General features: G+C 53.7%; 23 protein-coding genes and 3 tRNA genes. 6 read left to right on the forward strand and 20 right to left on the reverse strand.

What is annotated here, in order from left to right; all coding sequences use genetic code 11:
- Positions 1-49: 49 nt before the first annotated feature.
- The 3 genes from nadA to SVU69_02540 form a co-directional block, all read right to left on the reverse strand.
- A complete protein-coding gene (gene nadA / locus SVU69_02530) occupies positions 50-1,123 on the reverse strand; it encodes a quinolinate synthase NadA (protein MDY6941875.1) in 1,074 nt (357 codons plus the stop codon).
- 119 nt (positions 1,124-1,242) lie between these two features.
- A complete protein-coding gene (locus SVU69_02535; GenBank protein ID MDY6941876.1) occupies positions 1,243-2,241 on the reverse strand; it encodes a hypothetical protein in 999 nt (332 codons plus the stop codon).
- 672 nt (positions 2,242-2,913) lie between these two features.
- On the reverse strand, positions 2,914-3,789 hold the full coding sequence (locus SVU69_02540) for an alpha/beta hydrolase (protein ID MDY6941877.1): 876 nt from the start codon (positions 3,787-3,789) through the stop codon (positions 2,914-2,916).
- Between the two features lie 284 nt (positions 3,790-4,073).
- Here SVU69_02540 and SVU69_02545 point away from each other — a divergent pair, with 284 nt between their 5' ends.
- The 4 genes from SVU69_02545 (at position 4,074) to SVU69_02560 (ending at position 7,742) form a co-directional block, all read left to right on the forward strand.
- Positions 4,074-4,820, forward strand: coding sequence for a LuxR family transcriptional regulator (locus SVU69_02545; GenBank protein ID MDY6941878.1), 747 nt, complete (start codon positions 4,074-4,076; stop codon positions 4,818-4,820).
- A 179-nt stretch (positions 4,821-4,999) separates the two neighbouring features.
- On the forward strand, positions 5,000-5,626 hold the full coding sequence (locus SVU69_02550) for an acyl-homoserine-lactone synthase (GenBank protein MDY6941879.1): 627 nt from the start codon (positions 5,000-5,002) through the stop codon (positions 5,624-5,626).
- Positions 5,623-6,018 (forward strand): hypothetical protein, encoded by a 396-nt coding sequence (locus SVU69_02555; protein ID MDY6941880.1) that lies wholly within the window; start codon positions 5,623-5,625, stop codon positions 6,016-6,018. The genes SVU69_02550 and SVU69_02555 overlap by 4 nt, the downstream gene beginning before the upstream one ends.
- Positions 6,019-6,266: 248 nt before the next feature.
- Positions 6,267-7,742, forward strand: a complete 1,476-nt coding sequence (locus SVU69_02560; GenBank protein ID MDY6941881.1) for a bifunctional diguanylate cyclase/phosphodiesterase — start codon at positions 6,267-6,269, stop codon at positions 7,740-7,742.
- A 93-nt stretch (positions 7,743-7,835) separates the two neighbouring features.
- On the opposite strand, the gene SVU69_02565 is transcribed toward SVU69_02560, so the two are convergent.
- The 11 genes from SVU69_02565 to uvrB form a co-directional block, all read right to left on the reverse strand.
- Positions 7,836-7,912 (reverse strand) — tRNA-Pro (locus tag SVU69_02565).
- A 97-nt stretch (positions 7,913-8,009) separates the two neighbouring features.
- Entirely contained in the window at positions 8,010-8,366 is a 357-nt protein-coding gene (locus SVU69_02570) for a MerR family transcriptional regulator (GenBank protein ID MDY6941882.1), read from the reverse strand.
- Positions 8,344-8,646, reverse strand: coding sequence for an integration host factor subunit alpha (gene ihfA / locus SVU69_02575; GenBank protein MDY6941883.1), 303 nt, complete (start codon positions 8,644-8,646; stop codon positions 8,344-8,346). The genes SVU69_02570 and ihfA overlap by 23 nt, the downstream gene beginning before the upstream one ends.
- Positions 8,647-8,652: 6 nt before the next feature.
- Entirely contained in the window at positions 8,653-11,034 is a 2,382-nt protein-coding gene (pheT, locus tag SVU69_02580) for a phenylalanine--tRNA ligase subunit beta (GenBank protein MDY6941884.1), read from the reverse strand.
- Positions 11,035-11,078: 44 nt separating this feature from the next.
- Positions 11,079-12,095: a phenylalanine--tRNA ligase subunit alpha gene (gene pheS / locus SVU69_02585; protein ID MDY6941885.1), complete on the reverse strand. Its 1,017-nt coding sequence runs from the start codon at positions 12,093-12,095 to the stop codon at positions 11,079-11,081.
- Positions 12,096-12,195: 100 nt separating this feature from the next.
- Positions 12,196-12,555 (reverse strand): 50S ribosomal protein L20, encoded by a 360-nt coding sequence (rplT, locus tag SVU69_02590; protein MDY6941886.1) that lies wholly within the window; start codon positions 12,553-12,555, stop codon positions 12,196-12,198.
- Between the two features lie 24 nt (positions 12,556-12,579).
- Entirely contained in the window at positions 12,580-12,777 is a 198-nt protein-coding gene (gene rpmI / locus SVU69_02595; GenBank protein MDY6941887.1) for a 50S ribosomal protein L35, read from the reverse strand.
- 50 nt (positions 12,778-12,827) lie between these two features.
- A complete protein-coding gene (gene infC, locus SVU69_02600; GenBank protein MDY6941888.1) occupies positions 12,828-13,346 on the reverse strand; it encodes a translation initiation factor IF-3 in 519 nt (172 codons plus the stop codon).
- A 3-nt stretch (positions 13,347-13,349) separates the two neighbouring features.
- Positions 13,350-15,275, reverse strand: coding sequence for a threonine--tRNA ligase (thrS, locus tag SVU69_02605; GenBank protein ID MDY6941889.1), 1,926 nt, complete (start codon positions 15,273-15,275; stop codon positions 13,350-13,352).
- Between the two features lie 100 nt (positions 15,276-15,375).
- Positions 15,376-15,452 (reverse strand) — tRNA-Val (locus tag SVU69_02610).
- Between the two features lie 106 nt (positions 15,453-15,558).
- Positions 15,559-17,583: an excinuclease ABC subunit UvrB gene (uvrB, locus tag SVU69_02615; GenBank protein ID MDY6941890.1), complete on the reverse strand. Its 2,025-nt coding sequence runs from the start codon at positions 17,581-17,583 to the stop codon at positions 15,559-15,561.
- Positions 17,584-17,650: 67 nt separating this feature from the next.
- Here uvrB and SVU69_02620 point away from each other — a divergent pair, with 67 nt between their 5' ends.
- Both SVU69_02620 and SVU69_02625 read left to right on the forward strand, forming a co-directional pair.
- On the forward strand, positions 17,651-18,838 hold the full coding sequence (locus SVU69_02620; protein MDY6941891.1) for a pyridoxal phosphate-dependent aminotransferase: 1,188 nt from the start codon (positions 17,651-17,653) through the stop codon (positions 18,836-18,838).
- Positions 18,839-18,902: 64 nt separating this feature from the next.
- Positions 18,903-18,978 (forward strand) — tRNA-Asn (locus SVU69_02625).
- A 90-nt stretch (positions 18,979-19,068) separates the two neighbouring features.
- On the opposite strand, the gene galU is transcribed toward SVU69_02625, so the two are convergent.
- The 6 genes from galU to rpsA all read right to left on the reverse strand — a co-directional run bounded on the left by galU (position 19,069) and on the right by rpsA (position 24,167).
- The gene (gene galU, locus SVU69_02630; protein MDY6941892.1) at positions 19,069-19,980 is read right to left on the reverse strand and encodes a UTP--glucose-1-phosphate uridylyltransferase GalU; all 912 of its coding nucleotides are present in this window, start codon (positions 19,978-19,980) and stop codon (positions 19,069-19,071) included.
- A 109-nt stretch (positions 19,981-20,089) separates the two neighbouring features.
- Positions 20,090-20,362: a ComEA family DNA-binding protein gene (locus SVU69_02635; protein MDY6941893.1), complete on the reverse strand. Its 273-nt coding sequence runs from the start codon at positions 20,360-20,362 to the stop codon at positions 20,090-20,092.
- A gap of 96 nt (positions 20,363-20,458) precedes the next feature.
- Entirely contained in the window at positions 20,459-21,661 is a 1,203-nt protein-coding gene (lapB, locus tag SVU69_02640) for a lipopolysaccharide assembly protein LapB (GenBank protein ID MDY6941894.1), read from the reverse strand.
- Positions 21,651-21,941 (reverse strand): LapA family protein, encoded by a 291-nt coding sequence (locus SVU69_02645; GenBank protein MDY6941895.1) that lies wholly within the window; start codon positions 21,939-21,941, stop codon positions 21,651-21,653. Before SVU69_02645 ends, lapB begins: the two co-directional genes overlap by 11 nt.
- A gap of 116 nt (positions 21,942-22,057) precedes the next feature.
- On the reverse strand, positions 22,058-22,357 hold the full coding sequence (locus tag SVU69_02650; GenBank protein MDY6941896.1) for an integration host factor subunit beta: 300 nt from the start codon (positions 22,355-22,357) through the stop codon (positions 22,058-22,060).
- 127 nt (positions 22,358-22,484) lie between these two features.
- Positions 22,485-24,167: a 30S ribosomal protein S1 gene (gene rpsA / locus SVU69_02655; protein MDY6941897.1), complete on the reverse strand. Its 1,683-nt coding sequence runs from the start codon at positions 24,165-24,167 to the stop codon at positions 22,485-22,487.
- Positions 24,168-24,359: the final 192 nt, after the last annotated feature.

Below are 24,359 nucleotides of genomic sequence, written 5' to 3' on the forward strand. Positions count from 1 at the left end.
GCCGTGACCAAATGCCACCGACAAGGGTCACATTGACTGATGATGCGGCTTAAGCGGTGGCGACCTCCAGCTGCTCTACCCGTCGCGCCTGGCCGGTTCCGACGGCCAGCATGCGCTCTACGGCCTGACGAGCCCTCACGGCAATCTCCGGATCTACGGTGACCTCGGGTGACAAACTCACGAGTGACTCCAATACTTTCGGCAGTGTAATTCGCTTCATGTGCGGGCACATATTACATGGCCGAACGAAATCGACTTTCGGAAATTCGACCGACACGTTGTCACTCATAGAGCATTCGGTCACCATCACCACCTTTCCCGGGCGGGCTTGAGCGATATGACTGATCATGCCCGAGGTCGACCCGACGAAATCAGCTTCCTCAAGCACATCGGGGGGACATTCAGGGTGAGCGATGATGTGTACACCCGGGTGCATATCCCGGTACTGCCTCAATTCGTCGCCACTAAATCGCTCGTGAACCTCACAGCTCCCTTCCCACAGGATCACTTCAACATCTGTTTGGCTGGCAACCCAACGCCCTAAATACTGATCCGGCGTAAAAATCACCCGATCAACCCCCAACGACTCCACCACTTCCACGGCATTCGCTGACGTACAGCAAATATCGGACTCGGCTTTGACATCGGCACTGGTGTTCACGTAGCTAACCACCGGCACGCCGGGATACCGCTTTTTCATTGCCCTCAAGCCTTCCGCGGTAATGGATGCCGCGAGAGAACAACCCGCCTCAACATCGGGTATCAGCACGGTCTTTTCGGGACTCAAAATTTTCGACGTCTCAGCCATAAAATGGACGCCGCATTGAACAATCACGTCGGCATCGGCCTGCGCGGCTTGCTGGGCAAGACCGAGGGAATCGCCGGTGTAATCAGCGATACCGTGATAGATTTCCGGTGTTTGATAGTTATGCGCCAAAACCAATGCATTGCGTTCGCGTTTTAACTTATTGATCGCTGCGACATATGGTGCGTGAACTGCCCATTCCACTTTTGGCATCACACCTTTCATGCGCTCATAAATGGGCGCAAGCTCATGTTCGAGCGCTGCATCGTATTTCGGTAACTGGAAGCGCAATTCCAACCGTTGTTCCGGTACGTTCATCATGCCTGAAACCCTCTCCTCGCCTTTTTTACGCCGTATGATCACTATTTTCTTAACCGGCAGGCGACAACCGGCGTTGCATTCTCGTTATACTAGACTTGAGTATAACTATAGTCAACTTACTGATGCTTCGCAGGTAAACCGACACCAAGACCGGGACGCTCTCGTAGAACTCTTCGGCGGAAACGAAACAACTTAGCCGGTCTACCTCCGGTGGCATGTTCACGTTCGCCGGTACTGGCTACCAGCCCACCCTGCTCTACCAATCGACGAAAATTCTGCTTGTGCAAACGAACCCCTGAGAGCGCTTCGACCACTCGTTGTAGCTGCAGCAGGGTGAACTCAGGGGGCAGTAGCTCAAACACAACCGGCCGGTACTTGATTTTTCCGCGAATACGGCCCATCGCCGTCGCAAGAATGCGGCGGTGATCCAGTCCCATAGGTCGTCCGGGCATTAACGGAAGATTCGACGGCTGCTGTTGATTCCTCCGTGATTCGGGAACCATACCGGCTTCGTAGAGAAGTTCGTACCGATCAAGCACCCGCTCCGGATCCCAAGCAGCGCCCGACAAGCCGAAGTTGATGTCAACTCGTTCACGGAGCGTGTCGGCCAATTCGTGGTGATCAACACCCTCGATCCATCGCTCCAAAGCGGGCGCGATAGTGCTGTCGATGAGCTCCGGGCGCCCTTGCCGCCAGTCTTCCCAGGGAAAATACGCATACCATTCTCGCCAATCAGAATGAAGGGCCGGACGATGCTCCCGAACCAAAGCGAGATAGGCAACGGAAATAACGCGTCGCCCCTCCATGCGTTCAGTCGGATCACGCGAAGCGTCGCCGAAAGTGTACAGCTGCTCGACATATCCCAGAGACAGATCCGCTTGTCGTTCGACCCAATTTCGCAGTGCCAACTCCAAGGTAAGATCCCGTTCTGGATCAAGTGGACCGGATGGCAACGCATCAAGTCCATCTCCGACGTCGATCTGGCCGCCAATTTCGCTGGCTGCAAAATGCTCGTAAGGTACAGTGAGAATACGGGGGGCTTCATCGGTGACCGCGACGATCACGGCATTCAGCACAATGAGGAACTCAGGGTGTCCAGCAGTAGAAGCGCTCATGGGGCATCCCGGCAACGAGACCAACTCCAAGTGGTCCAACGGTGTTCTTGATTCATTGTCCCGGTCAACCAAGGAAGGGGGTCAGCTTGTGCTGCGTTTGCGTTGCGCATGTTCTATCCAATCTCCGGATCGAACAACCATATGCGGGTACACATGACGTTTCCGATAAAGATAGATCCATGCAACTCCGTAACCGGTGCCGATTCGCTCTCGGGTGTAGGTTCGCGGATAATCCTCTAGCTGATCGAGGCGCCGTAACAGCCGCCGACCAATCCCATAAACCTCTCCCGAAATCGCTGTTTTCCCTTGCCTGAAAACCCCGGGATACGCACCTAAATCCTCCATCCGAAAGGCCGCAATAGTGCGCCACGGCCCCAGCAATACGGCGCCGCTCATCAAGTCGTGGTTAGACCCCTGACTGCGTAGCGTGCCGTAAACAAACAGTCTCTCACATGAGGTCATCAGCGCTTCCGGCAATACGCGGCGCAGCGAGGAGCACCGCCAACAACATCACAGTGCTTCATTCAGCCGACGGGCTGATCCTTACAACAGCATAAAATGACCAGTTGTCTCTTGGATGCGTTTGCGAATTGGAGGTGGCCGCGCACGGCGCACGAACAAAACATCCTAGTCCACGAAGCTGCCCGCGCTTCCGCCAGTATGTAGAAACCATCAATGCCAACTGCCCATGACATTCTTTACGGTTTCCACGAATGCTAGCGGCTGATCAAGAAAGAGGTGATGCCGAGCCTCAGGGATGGCGATAAACGGCACGTCTGAATGATAGAGCTTACGGGTATTCTCGAGCATATACTTGCCGAATAACATGCTCTTTTCGCCGTAAATCACGGCGGCCGGCACTTTCAAATCTTTGACCTCGTTGGCCATATTGTCGTAAATGGTTTTCTGCAAAAATCTAACGTCGAACTTCCAACACCACCCGTCCTCTATCTTCATGAGCGAGTGTTTGGCGATATAATCGAGAATATATTGATTCTTACAGGGTTGTGGCGGAACCAGCTTAAACCGACTTAACGCTGTCTCGTAGTCCGCATAGATTTTTTTGGCTTTGAACGGGGAAGCGCGCAGATCGTTTCCGGGATTAAAGCCGGGTGGGAAAATGGCGGAATCACATACGAGAATTCCGTTTAACCTATCCGCATAACTCAGACCCGCTTTAAGCGTCGCGAGACCACCGAAACTATGGCCGACAACGGTGACATCGTTACCGAAACCCACCGCGTCACAAACGCTGATCAGCTCTTCGGCAAATAAATCACCCGAGTATTGGGTCCGATGGCCGCTGTCGCCCATACCGCTGAGATCGATGGCTGCGACGGAGTATTCATCAACGAAGAATGGTGCGATAAAGTCCCACCAGTGCGCATGGGCACCGCCACCGTGGACAAAAAGCATGCCGGGTTTTCCCGAATCGCCCCAAGCAAGATAGTGAATCGGGCATCCTTGAACATCGATGGTGTTTTCGCGATACGGAACCGCCAGTGCTTCTTTGAACCAATCTGGCGCTTCAGTGACAAGCTCTTCCATTCGCTTACCCTATTTTCTCTCGCTGCAACAAGCCATATCTGATTTAGTCACACGCTTGTGCACAGGATCGTTAAAAAAATTGTCGGCGATTATACCCGAATCGTGAAATGATGCTGCAGCGACCACCGCCAAAGATCGTGGCAGGTGAGAATAGAAACGACACCATACCGCCATATGTCATTGCATAATCTCACCGAATTTATATACTCATTCTATTATTAAACGAAATGCGTGTTTTGGTTTGGGGCCAACGCATAATAAATATTCTACGGGGGCTTTCATCAATGTATGATGATCGGCTGAGCCGTACGGTTGGGGAAACGGTCGAGGCCGACAGCGTAGAAGACATTCACCGAATCTGTTCTCGGCTGTGTGAGCTTTACGACTTCGATCACTTCATTTACGCGGCAAGATTCCCGGACTCGCTCGTAAATCCATTCCGCATCGTCATCAGCGGATATCCCAACGACTGGCTGACCTGCTATAACGAAAACCACTATCTGCGAATTGACCCCACGGTCGCGCATAGTGCCCGTGCGATTCGACCGTTACTTTGGGAAGAACTCAACGCGGTCGAAAAAAGCAATCCGGAAATACATCATTTTATGAACGAGGCGCGAAACTTCGGTCTTTGCAGCGGCCTAACCGTGCCTCTTCACGGCGCACACGGCGAGGCGGCGTTACTTAGTCTAACGAGTTCCAGCGACCCTAAGCGACATCGCGAACAAATCAATCTGGCCACGCCTGAAGTAGTTTTACTTTCCACATACATCCACGAGGCTGCGTGCCGGATCGTCAAACACAGCATGATCGACTCGGAAAAAATAGAGCTTTCGTGCCGAGAACGGGACTGTTTGTTGTGGTCGGCTGAAGGAAAAACCTCTTGGGAAATCTCACAGATACTCGGCATTTCTGAGCGCACAGTGATATACCATTTACAACGCGTCGTGGAAAAACTGGGCGTAACCAGCCGCCAACAAGCCATCGCGAGAGCGATATCACAAGGCTTGATCACGCCACAGATCGACTAACCGCCACGAGCGAGAAATCAGGCTATCGCGATAGCCGCCTCATACGGCGATTTCCTCCGGTTCTCGAATCCTCGAATTGTTAGTTATTCTTACCTGTAAGATGTTACAGGTTACACGTAAAGCAAATATCCGTTTACTGGTTCCGCACTTCTCTTTCGGTATAAGGAGATTTTGGAGCCATGGTCGACATCCTCGTAGGACGCCCTTCTGAACACACGTTTGACGCACCCACTTTATCCTCTCTCTATCGCTTCCGGCATCACATTTTTCACGACAAACTCGGCTGGGATGTAAGTAGTTATGAGGGTGAGGAGCGTGATGACTATGACACGATAGACCCCGTATATATCGTGTCACAAGACGAAGAAAATCATGTCGATGGCTGTGGTCGGCTGTTACCCACGCAGGGGCCCTATATGCTGAAAGACGTGTTTCCTCAGCTGCTTCGTGGCGAGCAAGCACCCAGTGCACCTGATGTCTGGGAGCTTAGTCGCTGCGCCGTACAAACCCCCGACCGCGACGCTCGTCTGCAAGCGAGCTTTTCCTACCGCAGTTTCGAGATCATGCACGAAGCTTACAAATTCGCCATCAAAAATGGTGTTCGCGAATATGTCATGGTCACCAGCGTAGCAATCGAACGAATGATGAAAGCCGGTGGACTCAAACTCCAACGTTTTGGGGACGGAAAAGCTCAACACGTAGGTAAGGTTCTTACCGTCGCATGCCGGATCCCGGTTAATTCGGAATCCCATGCCGCCATCCTAAACGCTATGGAAACTCATGTTCCTGGAAGGAGGGCCGCATGAAGATCTTGGTGGTGCAGTCGTCTCCAGACGACTTCCAACTACCGGATGGTATCGATCAAGCTCAACATCAGTACGTGGTCGTATATCGCCAGAATGACGAAACTGATGCATTCATAAGCTTCGCAGCGAAAGACTTTGATTGGGTTTTAGTGCCTGGCGAGATATTTCAGAAACAAAACCATGCAGCTCACGGTGGTTCAATTAACGCTTCGCCCACCGATCCACGGAACGAGAATGATCGCGCTCGCGGATCTGTTCGGATCAAACGATGGAAGCACAAAAATGGTGACTCGTATGAACTCCAGCCTAGGAAGTTGGGCAACGGGGTGACTGAATGGGTCTTCGAGTATCATGCGCCGTGCAAGAAAGGAAACGTAGAAGCAGACAATTGATATCCCGCAAAACCGGACGCCTCGCGCTTCGCTTAAGATATCTGACGCTGCGCGTTTATCGGCGCTCAGTACCGCATTCAGAAGCCGAAGGCGTCCGTCTTTTTTGATATATATCAAGCAAATACCAGAGTTATCTAAAAGCCACTCCAGCTATGATCAATACTGCCGATACAGCGGTAGAAGAAGGATGGTTGGAAAACGCACGAAAAGTGCGAAAACCCGCAACGAAAATCGGTACTCGCTAGTGAATGGCGCGCATTGGATTCTCTGTTTGGGTATTCCAACGATGTTGCTTAAAAACAACGATCATCATTGGAAGCATCATGTTCATGCTTGCTGGGAATAGAAAGAATTCAAAGCAAGGGGCGGGAAAATCTAAATCGCGTTCGCAAAATACCTGTCACCAGGACCACAAGGGCAAATTACCCCTATCGACGCGAGCAAGTTATCCGGGGGGTAACACGCCGCCCCACCCTCGAAGTCACTTTGTTGCCGCCTTGGAGAAGGCCGTCAAAGCCGCGCATCGCTCTGATCGAGTTTACCTAATATATCTCGACATCGATCGTTTTGAAGCGTTTAACAATGGATTCGGGCATGCCGCAGGCGATGCAATCTTAGACGCCATTCGAAACCGCCTCTACCATCATCTCGATAAGTACGACGAATTGTGCGAACTCGGTGGGGATAAGTACGCCGTGATTTGTCTCACAAAGCGGGGGGAGAAACGCGTCGAATCACTTGTCTCACGTTTCACCGAATGCGTTTCAGATTCGATCTTGGTTCGTGGGAAGCAGGTCTGCCTGACCGCAAGTGCGGGTATTGTCGAAGTCAAAAGCGATGAAAAATCCCCATTTGAGTGGCTTCAGCGCGCCGAGTTGGCGCTTTACCGCGCAAAATCATCAGGTGGCAATCGATTCTGCATCTACTCGCCGGTAATGGACTATCGCTGTACCAAACAACTCAGCTTTGAATCCGACCTCAAGAACGCCCTTGCTCGTGACGAGTTTCAGCTACTCTACCAGCCACAGGTTCACATACCGAGTGGCGAAATCGTGGGTGCGGAGGCGTTGTTAAGATGGAACCATCCGAAATACGGGGCCATCGGTCCCGGAAAATTCGTCGGGATTTTGGAATCGACACGATTAATCGTCTCGGTTGGCGACTGGGTACTGATCAACGCATGCCACCAAGCGAAATGTTGGGAACAAGAAGGCCTCGGAAAACTTCGCGTGGCGATCAACGTCTCGCCCTATCAACTCGAGGATCCCAATTTCGTAATACGGGTTCAATCTGCGCTTAACGATGCCAACTTAAGTCCTGATCGTCTAGATATCGAAATCACCGAAGGCGTGATGGTCCTGTCGGACCCCACCAAGATAGAAACGATTCACCGCCTAAAAGCCCTTGGAACCCGGATTACTGTTGATGATTTCGGAGTCGGCTATTCCTCACTCGCCTATCTCAGGCAACTCCCTGCAGACGCGTTGAAGCTGGACCGCTCATTCATGAGACGAATTCCGGAAGATCCGATCGACACCACCATTGCTCGGACCATCATTCAACTGGCGGAGGATCTGGATTTATCCGTGGTGGCGGAAGCGGTTGAGCGTCCGGAGCAGCTGGGCTTTTTACAAAACTGGCCCGAGGTTCTAGTACAAGGATTTTATTACTTCAGACCCATGGTGGGCGACCAGCTGGCGGGAAAACGTGTGCCGGCTCGCTAAGACCCAATACGGATCGTTTGGCGGAATTTCAGAAGAAAACGAAATCTGATCTCGAATCCGAGGAATCGCTCACAGATTCAAACGGAAATTGATTGGTCGGGGCGGCAGGATTCGAACCTGCGACCCCCAGCACCCCATGCTGGTGCGCTACCAAGCTGCGCTACGCCCCGAATGGAAACGACCAATACAATTATATCTCGCGGAAATCAGAGACGCCGGATGATAGCGAATATACGTCCGGGTTGGAAGCGTGATTTAAATTAACGATTATCGCTTCAGCAAGTTTAAGATCTCTTCGAGTTCTACACGGACTTGATGGACCACCTGTTGACTCTGGGTCACATCTTTTTTGGCATCGCCACTAGTCAACTGCTGGCGAGCGCCGGTAATGGTGAAACCCTGTTCGTACAACAAACTTCGAATTTGACGGATCATCAATACGTCGTTGCGCTGATAGTACCGACGATTACCTCGGCGCTTTACTGGACGCAGCTCAGGAAATTCCTGCTCCCAGTAACGCAACACGTGCGGTTTTACGCCACAGAGCTCGCTCACTTCACCAATAGTAAAGTAGCGTTTACTCGGAATCGGCGGTAATTCGCTATTGTTTCCCGGTTCCAGCATAACCTTGCACCCGGCTCTTTAGATTTTGTCCTGGGCGAAAGGTCACGACTCGGCGAGCAGAGATCGGGATCTCTTCGCCCGTCTTGGGATTACGACCCGGACGTTCGCTTTTATCCCTTAAATCGAAATTACCAAAACCGGACAGTTTAACCTGCTCGCCGCTCTCAAGAGCCAAGCGAACTTGTTCAAAGAATAGGTCCACCAACTCTTTGGCTTCTCGCTTGTTAAGACCCAACTCGACAAATAGCCGGTCAGCCATGTCAGCCTTCGTCAAAGCCATTTGTTATTACTCCCTAATTTTCGCATCGAAGCGACTATTCATTATATTGACGGCCCGAGCGACATAAGCATCAACCTCTTGGTCCTCAAGCGTGCGTGAATCTTTCTGGAAAATCAAGCCTAAAGCGATACTTTTTGAACCGGACTCTATCCCTTTCCCCTGATAGGCGTCGAACAGCACGAGATCGACCAAGGTCTCATCAAGCGCTTCGCGCACAGCATCCACCAACGCCGCGCTAGCGATCTCCGACGATACAATGACCGCAATATCTCGTCGTACAGAGGGATACCGCGAGACGGGGCGATGCGCGGGAACGCTAACCGTCGAAGCGATTTCACAATCAAACTCAAACAAAACAGGGCTCTGCGGAAGCTCTAGTGCATCGACCAACTTCGGATGCAGGGTACCAAGCCAACCGACCGGATGTTCCCCTTTTGTGACAATTTGCGCGCACTGCCCTGGATGCAGCGCCGGGTGTTCTGCCTTGATAGTCCGAAACTCGCCTCGTCTTCCCGTGGATTGCCAGATCGCCGCCAAGTCGCCTTTGATATGAAAAAAGTCGACTTGTTGCTCAGGCTGCCCCCATTGCTCGGGCTCTGTGGGTCCGAATGCCAAGCCCCCGATCCGTTTGCGTTGAAGAATATTTCCCCCAAGACGGCTGAACACCAAACCGATCTCGAACAATCTCACACGGTTTTGCTGACGGGACAAATTATGTATCAGCGTACTAATCAAGCCAGGCCAGAGCCCGGTTCTCATTTGAGCCAGTTCACTGGAGATGGGATTAGCCAAGTCCAATGGCGCGCCTTCAGTCGGGAAATACCGCTGGATCTTGGGGTCTACGAAACTGTAGGTGACGACCTCGTGATATCCGCGTTGAACGAAAACTTCTTTGATTCGTTCCTGGGGGGCCACCTGCTCACTGAGCCGTGGCATCGAAAAGCGAGTCATCGGCTCCCGGACGAACAGCCTTTCGTAACCATGGACACGAACGATCTCTTCGATGAGATCGGCTTCGATAGCGATGTCGTAGCGATGCGGAGGTGACTCGACGTACCAATCCCCCCCCTCACGCCGAAACGGCATCTGCAATCGCCGGAGTATCCCGTCGACGGCCTCGTCGTCGACCACAAAACCGAGGATGCGGTCGAGTCGCGAGCGGCGCAGTTTAATCTCCGCTCCTCGCCCCAGATCGGTGGTCCCTTCGGGCAACACCACGGGCCCGGCTTTACCGCCAGCGATCTGTAACAGCAAACTGGTGGCGCGCTCTAATGCGCGACACTGCAGTGCCGGGTCGACTCCCCGCTCAAAACGATGTGAGGAGTCGGTATGCAGCCCCAAACGCCGAGCCCGCCCGAGAACCACCTTAGGCGAAAACGAGGCACTCTCTAGAAAAACGGATGTCGTGTTCTCGCCTACCGACGATCGGCTCCCCCCCATGATTCCGGCAACCGCTACCGGACCGCTTTGATCCGCGATAACAAGCACGTCGGCGCTCAAGGACACTTCGCGACCATCGAGTAAAACCAGCGGCTCTTCCGCGCGAGCAAATCGGACTTGTAGGCTACCTTTCAGCCGCTCAAGATCGAAGGCGTGCATGGGTTGTCCCAGCTCGAGCATTACATAGTTGGTGACATCGACCACGATGCCCGTACTGCGAATACCGCCCCTCCGTAGACGCTCCTTCATCCAGTCGGGCGTCCGTGCACTCGGATTCAAATCTCGAATCACACGACCGGCATAACGGGGGCAAGCGTCCGGATCGGCGATCGAAATCGCGATGCTTTCATCCAGCGCGATCGGCACCGCAGTATCGGGAATCACCCTCAGATCGGCCTCAGTAAGCGCGTGAACTTCCCTCGCGACCCCCTGAATACTGAGACAATCTCCTCGGTTCGGCGTCAGATCGATCTCGATAATCGAGTCGTCTAAAGCCAACCATTGCCGTAAGTCCGAACCTACGGGCGCATCCTCAGACAACTCCATCAGGCCATCCGGCGCATCGCCGAGCCCCAACTCGCGAGCCGAACAAAGCATTCCGTGAGACGAAACTCCCCGCAACTCTGTGGCCTCGATCCCGACATGGCCGGGCAGTTCCGCCCCGGGCAAGGCCGCGGGTACCCGCATCCCAGCGCGCACGTTCGACGCACCGCAGACGATTTGAACCGGCTCAGGACGATCCACATCTACCCGACAAACGCGGAGTTTATCGGCATCCGGGTGTCGCTCAACCTCGAGCACCCGTCCGACCACAACACCGGAGAACGGTGGAGCCGCCGGCTCCACACCGTCGACCTCCAACCCGGCCATGGTCAAACAGCTCGCCAACTCGTTCGTGTCGATTGGCGGGTTCACCCACTCTCTGAGCCACTGTTCGCTAAATCGCATGATTCACCGTCTTACTTGACGCCAGGTTGCCCTAAGTCCGATGTTTACTGAAACTGCCTTAGAAACCTAATGTCGTTCTCAAAGAATACTCTTAAGTCATTGACTCCGTAACGAAGCATCGCCAACCGTTCCACTCCTAAGCCGAAGGCAAAACCGGTGTAGCGTTCCGTATCAACCCCCACATGGGCAAATACTTCGGGATGCACGATGCCGCATCCAAGGACCTCCAGCCAGCCGGTGTGACTGCAAACACGACATCCTTTGCCATCGCACATCACGCATTGCATATCGACTTCGGCCGAAGGTTCGGTGAACGGAAAATACGAGGGCCGAAAACGCACCTCCAACTCGCGCTCGAAAAACGCTGACAAGAACGCTTTCAGTAGACTGTAGAGATCAATCATTGAGGCATCTTGATCAACCACGAGCCCCTCCACTTGATGAAACATGGGGGTGTGGGTCAGATCAGAATCGCAACGATAGACCCGACCAGGCGCAATCAATTTGAGTGGCGCTTCCCGACGCTCCATTTCGCGAATCTGGACCGGCGAAGTATGGGTACGAAGCAGCGTATCGGCATCAAAATAGAACGTATCGTGCATTGCACGGGCGGGATGCTCGGCAGGAAAATTGAGCGCTTCGAAATTGTAGTAATCGGTTTCCACTTCAGGCCCCTCTACAACTTCGAAGCCGGCGCCGCGAAACAACGCTTGAATTCGTTCCAGCGTCCGCGAGATCGGGTGACGGCCACCCGCGCTTTGTCCTCGGCCGGGCAGCGTGACGTCAATACGGTCCTGGAGCAACTGTTGGGCTAGCATCGCCTCTTGCAGCGCTTCTCGTCGTGTTTGATAAGCGTCGAGAAGGGTCCGCTTGGCGGCGTTAATCGCTTGGCCGCGAGCAGATCGTTCTTCCGGTGGGAGAGACCCAAGTGTTTTCAACAGGCCCGTTAACGATCCCTTCTTACCAAGAAAACCAACCTTAGCGTCGTCTAACTCGGCCAAGTCCTGGCTTTTGCTGAACGACTCCAAAGCTTCCGCTGTTAAATCATCCAGGTTCGACACGTCAAACAACCTCAGGTGCGTAATGAGAAAGGGGAAAGCCACCGCTTTCCCCTTTCTCTACATTTGGCGATCCACCTACGGTTCGCAGGCGGATCCGGATTTACTGGGAAAGACCGGCTTTGGCCTGCTCAGCGAGCTGAGCAAAAGCAGCTTTGTCATACACCGCGATATCGGCCAGAACCTTGCGATCGATCTCTATGCCTGCTTCGCGAAGACCGTGGATGAATCGGCTATAAGACAGTCCGCTATCTCGCGCGGCCGCATTGATTCGTACGATCCAAAGGCTACGGAAATCCCGCTTCTTTTGACGACGGTCCCGATATGCGTATTGGCCGGCTTTGATGACCGCCTGCTTCGCAGTACGGTAGGTTCGACTACGCGCGCCATAGTAACCTTTGGCCTTGTCTAATATCTTTTTATGACGAGCATGGGCGGTAACGCCTCGCTTTACTCTAGGCATGATTCACATTCTCCCTGCGCGTGTTTAGCGATACGGAAGCTGACGGGCGATAGCCGCCGCGTCACAAGCCGCAACCTGGGTTTGAGAGCGTAGCCCTCGCTTACGCTTGGTCGACTTCTTTGTGAGAATGTGATTTTTATTGGCGTGGCTACGTTTAAAACCGCCGCCGCCGGTGCGAGCGAATCGTTTCGCAGCACCGCGATTTGTCTTGATCTTCGGCATCATAAACTCCGCATTTCAATGTAATAGATACCCCAACCGTTCGGGGCCACTTATTTTTTCTTCGGCGACAGAAGCATCACCATTTGACGACCTTCCATCTTAGGTTCCTGCTCCACGGTTCCATACTCTTCGAGATCCGCGCGCACCCGCTCGAGCAATTCCAGCCCAAGTCCTCTATGCTGCATTTCACGCCCTCGAAAGCGTAAGGTTACCTTGGCTTTGTCGCCGTCATTTAGGAAACGTATCAGGTTGCGTAGCTTGACCTGATAATCCCCTTGGTCAGTTCCTGGACGGAACTTAACTTCCTTAATTTGGATCTGTTTTTGTTTTCGCTTGGCCGCTTGCTGTGACTTGGCTTTCTCAAAAAGGTACTTGCCGTAGTCCATAATGCGACAGACGGGAGGTTCGGCGTTAGGCGAAACTTCAACCAGATCCAGGCCAGCGTCTTGTGCGAGTCGCAACGCATCTTCGATGCTTTGTACCCCCAATTGCTCACCCTCAGAATCGATCACCCGAACGTTTCGTACAGTGATTTGCTCGTTACGGCGGGCAGTCTTGTCGGCAGCGATATGTCAATCCTCCCATTTCACCTTACCGAGACCCTCAATATCACGGGACAAGCCTTCGGCAAACGCTTCCACGCTTTTGGTGCCGAGATCTGTGCCACCGTGTGTCCTAACGGCCACGGTATCGGATTCCAGTTCCTTATCCCCCACAATCAGCATGTAGGGAACCTTTCGCAAAGTGTGCTCGCGGATTTTAAAGCCGATCTTTTCGTTTCTCAAGTCGACTTCCGCCCGAAAACCCTGATTTGACAAGATTTGTGCCATTTTTTCAGCGTAGTCGCGCTGACGATCAGTGATATTCATGATGACCACCTGGATGGGCGCAAGCCAAGTCGGCAGCGCGCCAGCGTAGTGCTCAAGCAATATTCCGATAAAACGCTCAAGCGAACCGAGTATGGCACGATGCAACATAACAGGCGTTTGCCGAGTTCCATCTTCGGCGACGTACTGCGCGCCCAGCCGACTCGGCATGGAAAAATCCAGTTGTATCGTCCCCAGTTGCCACACTCGATTGAGGCAATCTTTTAAGGAAAACTCGATCTTTGGACCGTAGAACGCGCCCTCTCCTGGCTGCAGCTCCCATTCAAGCCCCTTGGCATCAAGGGCTTGTTGCAGTGCATGTTCCGCGCGATCCCAAATATCGTCGGATCCAACACGCTGCTCCGGGCGCGTCGAGAACTTAATCAACACCTCATCGAAGCCGAAGTCGCCATACACTTCGAATACCAGGTCGATAAATGCGGAGACTTCCGATTGAATCTGGGCTTCCGTGCAAAAAATATGGGCATCGTCCTGAACGAAATTGCGCACCCGCATCAACCCATGCAGCGTACCGGAGGGTTCATTTCGATGACACGAACCGAACTCCGCCATGCGTAGCGGCAGATCACGATAGCTATGCAATCCATGATTATAGATCTGCACGTGGCACGGGCAGTTCATGGGTTTGACGGCATAGTCGCGATTCTCCGAATGTGTCGTGAACATCGCGTCGCCGAATTTCTCCCAATGCCCTGATTTTTCCCAGAGACTTCGATCGACAATCTGAGGCGTATGCACTTCCATGTAACCGCGCCGTTTCAAGCGCGCGCGGATGTAATCTTGTACTTGGGTATAGATACGCCAGCCCGAGTCGTGCCAAAACACCATGCCCGGTGCTTCTTCCTGGGTATGAAACAAGTCCATGACCTTGGCAATACGACGATGATCGCGCTTTTGCGCTTCCTCGATCCGGTGAAGATAGGCCTTGAGCGCTTTTTTGTCCGGCCACGCCGTGCCGTAGACTCGTTGCAGCTGCTCGTTGTGCGCATCTCCCCGCCAAAACGCACCGGCTAGTTTGGTTAACTTAAAGGCCTTGAGTTTGCCAGTGCTGGGCACATGGGGCCCCCGGCATAAATCGACGAACTCCCCCTGTCGGTACAGAGAGATGGCTTCGTTCTCGGGAATCTCGGAGATAATTTCCGCTTTGTAATCTTCGCCCATTTCACGAAAGTATTGGATCGCATCATCACGATCCATCACTTCCCTATTCACTTGCAAATTCATTGAGGCCAACTTGCCCATGCGTTCCTCAATGGCCTGCAAGTCCTCTGGCGTAAATGGGCGTTCGAACGCGAAATCATAATAGAAGCCGTCTTCGATCACCGGACCGATGGTCACTTGCGCCGTCGGAAAAAGATCTTTCACCGCCTGTGCCAAAAGATGGGCTGTGGAATGACGGATGACTTCCAAGCCTTCTGGATCACGATCGGTGATGATGGCAAGTTCCGCGTCACGGTCGATCACATAGCTGGTGTCAACCAAACGGCCATCAACCTGTCCGGCCAGTGCGGCCTTGGCCAGACCAGGACCAATCGCCTCAGCGACGTCGGCCACGGATATCGGTTGGTCGAATTGGCGTTGACCGCCGTCCGGTAGGGTAATGGTAAGCATGTGAGTTTATCTCCAGTGGTGACCGATACGAGGGGCCACATGCATTGCGTCTGAGTGATCGATGCGGAGCGCGAAAGCTTCTTCGCTCCGCCCGGAAAACTGGTAGGCGCGATTGGACTCGAACCAACGACCCCCACCATGTCAAGGTGGTGCTCTAACCAGCTGAGCTACGCGCCTGTCGTCAGGACGGAAAACAATACCCAAACCGGCCGCCAAAAACAAGCAAAACGCACTCTGGCCGGGCCCCGTCTACAGCAATGGACACGATCATCGGCCGGCAACGTCACACCGCTTTTCGGTCGATTCCCAATTCATGTGCTCTAAGCGCGGTGATTTGGTCCCGCAGACGCGCCGCCTCTTCGAACTCCAGATCCCGCGCGTGGCGATGCATTTGCTGCTCGAGATCTTTCACCAACGCATCGATTCTGGTGGGCGTCAACTCCTCGTTCGGAATGGATCGATCGCCCGCCACGAGCGGTGTACTCACCCGTTGTCGCACCGGCCCGGCATAGCCTGCCTCCAATACATCGGCCACCGACTTCTCGATGCTCTGCGGGACAATACCATGGGCTTCGTTATACGCGATTTGCTTGCGACGACGCCGATCAGTCTCTTCCATTGCGCTTTTCATGGAATCGGTGATGCGGTCCGCATACAAGATGGCGGTCCCGCGGACGTTCCGAGCTGCCCGACCAATGGTCTGAATCAGTGACCTCTCGGATCGTAAGAATCCTTCCTTGTCCGCATCCAGAATGGCCACCAGCGAAACTTCCGGCATATCCAGCCCTTCGCGCAGTAGGTTGATCCCGACCAACACATCGAAATCGCCCAGGCGTAGTCCGCGGATAATTTCCATGCGCTCCACGGTGTCGATGTCGGAATGAAGATACCGCACGCGGACGTCGTATTCTTGAAGATAGTCTGTCAGATCCTCCGCCATACGCTTGGTGAGCGTGGTCACAAGGACTCGATCACCAAGCGCCACGCGTTCGCGGATCTGCCCGAGCAGATCATCGACCTGCGTGCTGGCCGGGCGAACCTCCAACGCCGGATCGACCAAGCCCGTCGGACGGACAACCTGTTCAATCACTGCATCGGAGTGGGACCGCTCATACGGCCCAGGCGTCGCCGAAACAAAAAGAGATTGCGGCGCCAGACGTTCGAATTCCTCGAACTTCAGCGGCCGGTTGTCCAGAGCGGATGGCAACCGAAAACCGTACTCCACCAGATTTTCCTTACGGGATCGGTCACCGCGGTACATCGCGCCCAACTGGGGAATGGTGACATGACTTTCGTCGATAACCAGCAATGCATCAGGCGGAAGGTAGTCGAACAAGGTGGGCGGCGGCTCGCCTGGCTGTCGACCTGACAAATATCGCGAGTAGTTTTCGATGCCGGAGCAGTAACCGAGCTCGACGATCATTTCGATGTCGAACTGTGTGCGTTGCTCCAATCGCTGCGCCTCGACCAGCCGATTTTGATCCCGCAACACTTTCAGGCGCTCCCGCAGCTCCGACTTAATCTCCTCGACGGCATCCAACAGGGTGGTTCGTGGCGTCACATAATGACTCTTCGGATAGACAGTGAAGCGCGGCACTTTATGCAATACCCGCCCCGTCAGCGGGTCGAAAAGCGACAAACTTTCAACCTCATCGTCAAACAGCTCAATCCGCACCGCCTCCCGCTCGGATTCGGCTGGATGAATGTCGATCACGTCCCCCCGGACGCGATAAGTGGCACGCACAAGCTCTACTTCATTCCGCGTATACTGCAGTTCCGCCAGCCGACGCAGGATCGCCCGTTGATCAATCCGGTCTCCGCGGACCAAGTGGAGAACCATGCTGAAGTAAGCTTGCGGGTCGCCGAGCCCGTATATAGCCGACACACTGGCGACAATAACGGCGTCGCGCCGCTCCATCAGTGCTTTTGTGGCCGAAAGCCGCATCTGCTCAATGTGATCGTTGATAGACGCGTCTTTCTCGATATACGTGTCTGTGGAAGGCACGTATGCTTCAGGCTGGTAGTAGTCGTAATAAGAAACAAAATATTCGACGGCATTGCGCGGGAAAAATCCTTTCATCTCTCCGTACAGCTGGGCCGCCAGCGTTTTATTCGGGGCCAGTATCAGCGTGGGACGCTGAACCCGCGCAACCACATTCGCGATGGTGTAGGTCTTGCCCGAACCGGTCACGCCCAATAAAGTCTGATAGGCAAGGCCGTTTTCCAGACCCTGGATCAGTTGTTCGATTGCCGCCGGTTGATCTCCCGACGGAGTATAGGTTCCACCCAGTTCAAACGCGTCTTTCATTGCGATTCAGAAGCTGCTTTCCGTATCATTGAGCCCTCGCCAAACCAGAGTCATTAGGGAGTCACGATTGGCTACTCGTCTTTCCCAGCGCGTTCAGCGCATCAAACCGTCACCAACCCTCGCCGTTACCGCGCGCGCCGCTGAATTGCGAGCAGCCGGTCAGGACGTTATCGGCCTCGGCGCGGGTGAACCCGATTTCGATACACCGCCACACATCAAATCCGCGGCGACACAAGCGATCGAAAAGGGGCTCACCAAGTATACCGCGGTCGATGGCACGCCCGCTTTGAAGCAAGCCATCGCGGAAAAGTTCCGTAGAGAAAACGCCTTGGAATATCGTTCAGACGAAATCCTGGTGTCCTGCGGCGCCAAACACAGTCTGTTCAACCTGTGCGAAGCCATACTGGACGCAGGGGACGAAGTCATTATTCCTGCGCCCTACTGGGTATCGTATCCCGATATGGTCCTGATCGCCGACGGCAAGCCGGTCATCATCGAAACCGACATGGCGTCCGACTTTAAGATCACGCCGACGCAACTGGAGGCCGCAATCACACCGAAAACTCGGCTGCTGATTCTGAACAGCCCATCCAATCCCAGTGGCAAGGCCTACAGCGCCTCTGAACTATCCGCCTTGGGGAATGTGCTGAAGAAACATCCCGATGTCATGATCGTAAGTGACGACATCTACGAGCATATTCTCTGGAATAATGGCCCGTTCCAGAACATCGTGAACGTATGCCCGGAACTCAAAGACCGAACTGCTGTAGTCAATGGTGTATCAAAAGCCTACGCGATGACAGGTTGGCGAATCGGCTATACCGCGGGACCAGCCGATCTCATTAAAGCCATGAAAAAGATCCAGTCCCAAAGCACATCCAACCCGACCTCCATTGCCCAGGCGGCGGCGGAAGTCGCGCTCGCGGGAGATCAGGGCTGCATTCAAGAAATGCTGAAGGCCTTTAAAGAGCGCCACGATTTCGTCGTCGGCCGACTCAACGATCTGCCTGGGGTGAAATGCCTGCCGTCCGATGGGACATTCTATGCTTTCCCCAGCTTTCAGGGCGTGATCGATCAGCACCCTGATATTACAGACGATGTGGCCCTAGGTGAGTGGCTGCTCACCGAAGCGCTTGTTGCCCTGGTACCTGGCTCGGCGTTCGGCACGCCCGGTCATATGCGGCTTTCCTTCGCCACCAGCATGGACAACCTCAAAACCGCATTGGACCGGCTCGCGGAAGCCTTGCAGATGTGATGCCAAAAGGTAGTTGACGTTGGCGGCACGCAATCGGTAAGATTTGCGCCTTCCAGCAAACGGATCCCCGGTAGCTCAGTTGGTAGAGCAGGTGACTGTTAATCACCGGGTCGGCGGTTCGAGCCCGTCCCGGGGAGCCAAAAGCTGTACAATATGCGAACTTAAGAGAAAGGGCCGGCTCCGAAAGAACCGGCCCTTTCTCTTGATCATGATCTTGCGTGGGATCGCTCTTAGTCGAGCAAGCCCTGCTCAAACGCGTGACGAAGATACTCGCGAAAATCGTCGCCGACGTCGGAGTGGCTCAAGGCATACTCAACATTCGCTTTCAGGTACCCGAGCTTGCTTCCGCAATCGTATCTCTTTCCGGCAAACTGATAAGCAAACACCTTTTCGAATTTCAGCAAATTCGCGATGGCATCTGTGAGTTGGAGCTCACCACCAGCGCCTTTCGGCGTGGCCTCGATGAGTTCGAACACTCGCGGGTTGAGGACATACCGGCCCACCACCCCCAACTGGGAGGGAGCGTTTGCAGGGTCGGGTTTCTCAACCAGCCCACATATTTCCGTGATGCGATCGACCGGGCCGAAGGGCTCTACGACACCGTACTTCTTGATTTCGTCGCCAGGAACCTCCTGGACTGCCAATACACTGGCTCCAAAGTCGTTGTACATATCAACCATCTGGGACATCACTGGCTTACCCTGACCTTCGATAAGATCGTCCGCCAGAATAACGGCGAAAGGCTCATCACCCACAATCGGTCGAGCACAAAGCACTGCATGCCCCAATCCCAAGGCCTCTGCCTGTCTGACATAGACACACGAGACGCCGGCCGGCAAAATGCCGCGCACCGTGTCCAATAACGCCGCCTTCCCTCTCAACTCCAGTTCATGCTCGAGCTCGTAAGCCTTGTCGAAGTGGTCGGGAATCGAACGCTTATTCCTACCATTGACGAAGACCATCACCTCGATACCCGCAGCGGCTGCTTCTTCCACCGCATATTGAATCAGCGGTTTATCTACAACCGGCAGCATTTCCTTGGGACTGGCTTTGGTGGCAGGAAGGAAACGCGTACCTAGACCGGCAACCGGGAATACCGCCTTGCGTACTTTCGGTCGGCCGCTGTCTAACGTGGCAGTCATATAACACCCCTTAGCTTCTTCCGGAACAGTCTCCGGACTAAAAAACGACGCTTCGCTCCCCACCGAAACGAAAGGCCTCACAATCGGAGGCCCTTCGCTTTTTGTTCTTCTACTTCGGATCCTTCAACTGGACATCACTTCGAATCTTGTCCAACGTACCCGGGCCAATACCTTTGACCTTGAGCAAGTCGTCGATAGACTGGAAGGAACCATGTTTCTTGCGATATTCGACAATCGCTTCAGCCTTCTTCGGCCCAATGTGATCCAGGGCCTCCGCAATATCTTCGGCAGTGGCGCTATTAACATTAACCGCTGCACCCAATGCTTGCGCCGCGAACAACATCGCCGCAAAGAATACCAAAGCTTTAATTCCGTCTTTCATTAGTTACGCTCCTTTTTGTTCTGTACCCCGGCGCGGGTGATCGCCTCCGGGGTGGGGGTTTTAACATGTTGTTAAGCAACACTGCAAGCAAAGAGGTCAAGACAATCCGGGCACGCGGGAGTATCCCTGTAGATAGGCCTGAGTGGGTATGACGGTGTTCCACTGCTTACAACTCGGGCATTGCCAGTGCAAAGTTCGACCGGAAAAACCGCAGTTTTGGCACTTGAAATGGTCTCTCTGTTCAACGATGCCGATCAAGCCCTCATGAACCAGCCGAACCAACTCCTCGTCGTCGTCCACACCACGCTTTCGCCATGAATCCACAAAGCCGGCAAGCCCTTCGACGTCGGGTTTATTAGCGACAAAACGGGCAAAATCACTCTTGAGTTCCGAAGGGTCAGCAAAACGGGCATCGAATGAACTCACAGCGCCAGCCGGTTTGATTGGCCGAATCTTGTCGGCCAACTCTTGAATGAAACGTGTTTCACCACGAAAATCCCCCAACCGTCCATAGCATTGCCGAACCGTTTCGACGATCTCGCCTGAGAAACGCACATCCTGATCGAGAACCGCTTTATAGTGCCGGATGGCTTGGCGAAAATCCCCTCTATCTGCTGCAACCCGACCCCGGAGCATACTCACCCGAACGCAATGCCGGTCCGCCGATAGCGCCTGGCGGAGCAACCTTTCTGCTCGCTGCACCTCACCGGCAGAAATCGCGGACTCAGCCAATTCGCAGCAATACTGCGCGATAAGTTGCTGTGTTTGCTCTCTATCCGCATCTTTCAGGCTCCGGGCGATTTCCACGGCCTGAGTCCAGTCTCGCTCTTGTTCGTAGATTTGAAGCAGAAGACGCAATGCGTCATCTGACTTTGGACGCCCCTCCGTCAACTCTAGAAGCAACGCCTCGGCCCGATCAAGTAACCCGGCCTTGAGATAATCTTGTGCGAGCTCGAAAAGTGCACGGTCTCGATACTGGCCACGCAAGGTTGGACGGGCGATCAGATTCTGGTGAATACGAATAGCCCGCTCGACTTCTCCTCGTCGCCTGAACAATGTACCAAGGGCCATATGCGTATCGACCGTATCATTGTCGACTTCCGCAAGCCGAATGAACACCTCGATTGCTTTGTCTTGTTGTTCATTAATGAGGTAATTCATTCCCTCCAAATAATCGCTTGCTAACCGATGCGAGGGTTCGGTCTCGCTCCGGCCGTGGCGTCTGGCTATCATCCAGCCCGACAAGGCAGCAACTGGCAGGAGAAGAAATAACGTAACGACTGGAAGGTCAACGGGCATCTTTGATGGGGAGATCTCGCAAATTTGCGATCTCTTTCTCCGCCAAACCCCGATGTTTCTCGGCGGTCCGAATTCGGGAGCGGGCTCGCAGCCACGGTCTTAGCATACTGACACAACCCAGAAACCATCCCGCCGCCAGCGCGCCCAGCAACAAATACGACAACGATATTTGCTGGCGATCCAAGAAGTAGTCAAACATCACCGGCTGCCCGTTTAGCCAAGCAAAGCTCGCTCCCACGAGAGCCACGATCAATACGATAGCAAGTTTGAGGATACGCACGGCCAAATACTCCTTTTAAATATCATCACCTTAAAAGAACAACTCGACCTTGCTCCTAAGTTGTTCGCGATGGCAATCCATATTGGGTTCGCGCGACAAAACGTGGATGCGTCAAATTATCGGATTGACTTATTCTGATTCTGATTAACTCGCTCTCTAAGCTCCTTGCCTGGCTTGAAGTGAGGAACATATTTTTCAGGCAGCGCGACAGGTTCTCCGGTTTTGGGGTTACGCCCCATCCGTGGAGGACGATGGTGCAACGAGAAGCTCCCAAATCCCCGAATCTCGATTCTTTCACCTTCGGCCAAGGCCACGCTCATGATATCGAGAATACTCTTAACCGCCAGCTCAATGTCTTTATGTTCGAGATGCGATTGCTGACGTGCGATCTCGTCTATTAGCTCAGATTTGGTCATTATGGAATGGATCCTTTGCAACGAAGTGCGCCCCAATACCGACAAGGGCGGATCAATCTCGAAAAATGCTTATATTTGGGATTCTTAGGGCCGGCATGAGGCAGCCGGCCCTGATTTGGATACGCGCCTACTCGTCTTCTTTCTGGACTGACATCTGCTCTTTGAGCAGATCACCTAAGGTAGCGGCGCCGGTTTGAGTACTGCGATTGTAGTCTTCAACCGCCTCTTTCTCTTCCTGGATTTCTTTCGCCTTGATTGAAAGGCCGATACCGCGGTTCTTACGATCCACACCGACAATGCGAGCTTCTATTTCTTCGCCGACATTGAGGACCGATCGAGCATCTTCGATGCGGTCACGGGAGATCTCCGAGACCGAAAGGTAGCCCTGCAGGCCTTCGGCCAACTCCAAGGTCGCGCCCTTGGGGTCGACCTCCGTAACGCGCCCCGTCACAACCGTACCCCGCGGGTGTGATGCCAAGTAACCAGCGAACGGATCTTGTTCGAGTTGTTTAATGCCGAGTGAAATGCGCTCACGTTCAGCATCTACCTGTAACACCACCGCCTCGACTTCATCCCCTTTCTTGAACTGATGTACCGACTCTTCACCGGCTTCGTTCCAGGCGATGTCCGACAAATGAACCAGACCATCAATCCCACCGTCGAGACCGATAAAGATCCCGAAATCGGTGATGGATTTGATAGTGCCGCTGATTCGATCACCTTTGTTGTGTTTTTCCGCGAAATCACGCCAAGGGTTGGGTTGAACTTGCTTCATGCCCAGCGATACCCGGCGACGGGCTTCGTCGATATCCAGCACCATCACTTCGACTTCATCGCCGACTGCCACAAGTTTATTGGGATTGACGTTCTTGTTGGTCCAGTCCATCTCGGAAACGTGGACCAAGCCTTCGACACCCTCTTCGATCTCGACGAAACAGCCATAGTCGGTGATGTTCGTAACTTTGCCGAACAACCGGGTTCCCGTGGGATAACGACGCGCAATGTCTTCCCAAGGATCGGCACCGAGCTGCTTCAGCCCCAGAGAAACCCGCTTCCGTTCGCGATCGAATTTGAGCACCTTGACATCGATCTCATCGCCGACATTGACGACTTCCGAAGGATGCTTCACTCGCTTCCAAGCCATATCGGTGATGTGCAACAGCCCATCGATACCGCCCAAGTCGATAAACGCACCGTAGTCGGTCAGGTTCTTCACGATACCCTTGACGACGCTGCCCTCTTGTAACGTATCGAGCAATGCTTCACGTTCGGCACTGTACTCTTCTTCGACAACCGCGCGCCGAGAGACGACCACGTTGTTGCGCCGACGATCAAGCTTGATAACTTTAAATTCAAGCTCTTTACCTTCGAGATAGGTGGTATCCCGTACCGGCCGAACGTCAACCAAAGAACCCGGCAGAAACGCTCGAACCTCGTCAATTTCGACGGTGTAGCCGCCTTTCACCTTGCCGGTCATAAAGCCCTTGACCAGTTCATCCTTCTCAAACGCGGCCTCCAACTGAGCCCAGGAACGGGCGCGCTTGGCTTTTTCGCGCGATAGAATGGTCTCACCGAATCCATCCGCAACCGTATCTAATGCAACTTCGACTTCATCTCCTTCCGAGATTTCCAACTTCCCTTCTTCGTTGAAGAATTGGGAAGCGGGAATAACACCTTCGGACTTAAAGCCGGCATTAACAATGACGTTGCCTCCGCGGATCGCCACGATGGTGCCGGTCACGATGGACCCGGGCTGCATGGCTTGACCGCGTAAGCTCTCTTCAAACAGTTCGGCGAAACTTTCAGACATGAAACGTATCTATCCTAAATAAATCGTTGTGAAACCGACCATCAATCAGGAAGGAATCACGGGTTATCCTTCGCAGAGCGAAGGCTGGTTTGCCACATTTGCGACAACGATGAAGCTGCCGCAACCGAAACCACCTCGAGTTTAGGTGGTATAAATACTGACGCGTTCGTCTGTAGACAAACGCAACGTCAC

This window comes from Pseudomonadota bacterium (assembly GCA_034189865.1).
Taxonomy (GTDB): domain Bacteria; phylum Pseudomonadota; class Gammaproteobacteria; order UBA5335; family UBA5335; genus JAXHTV01.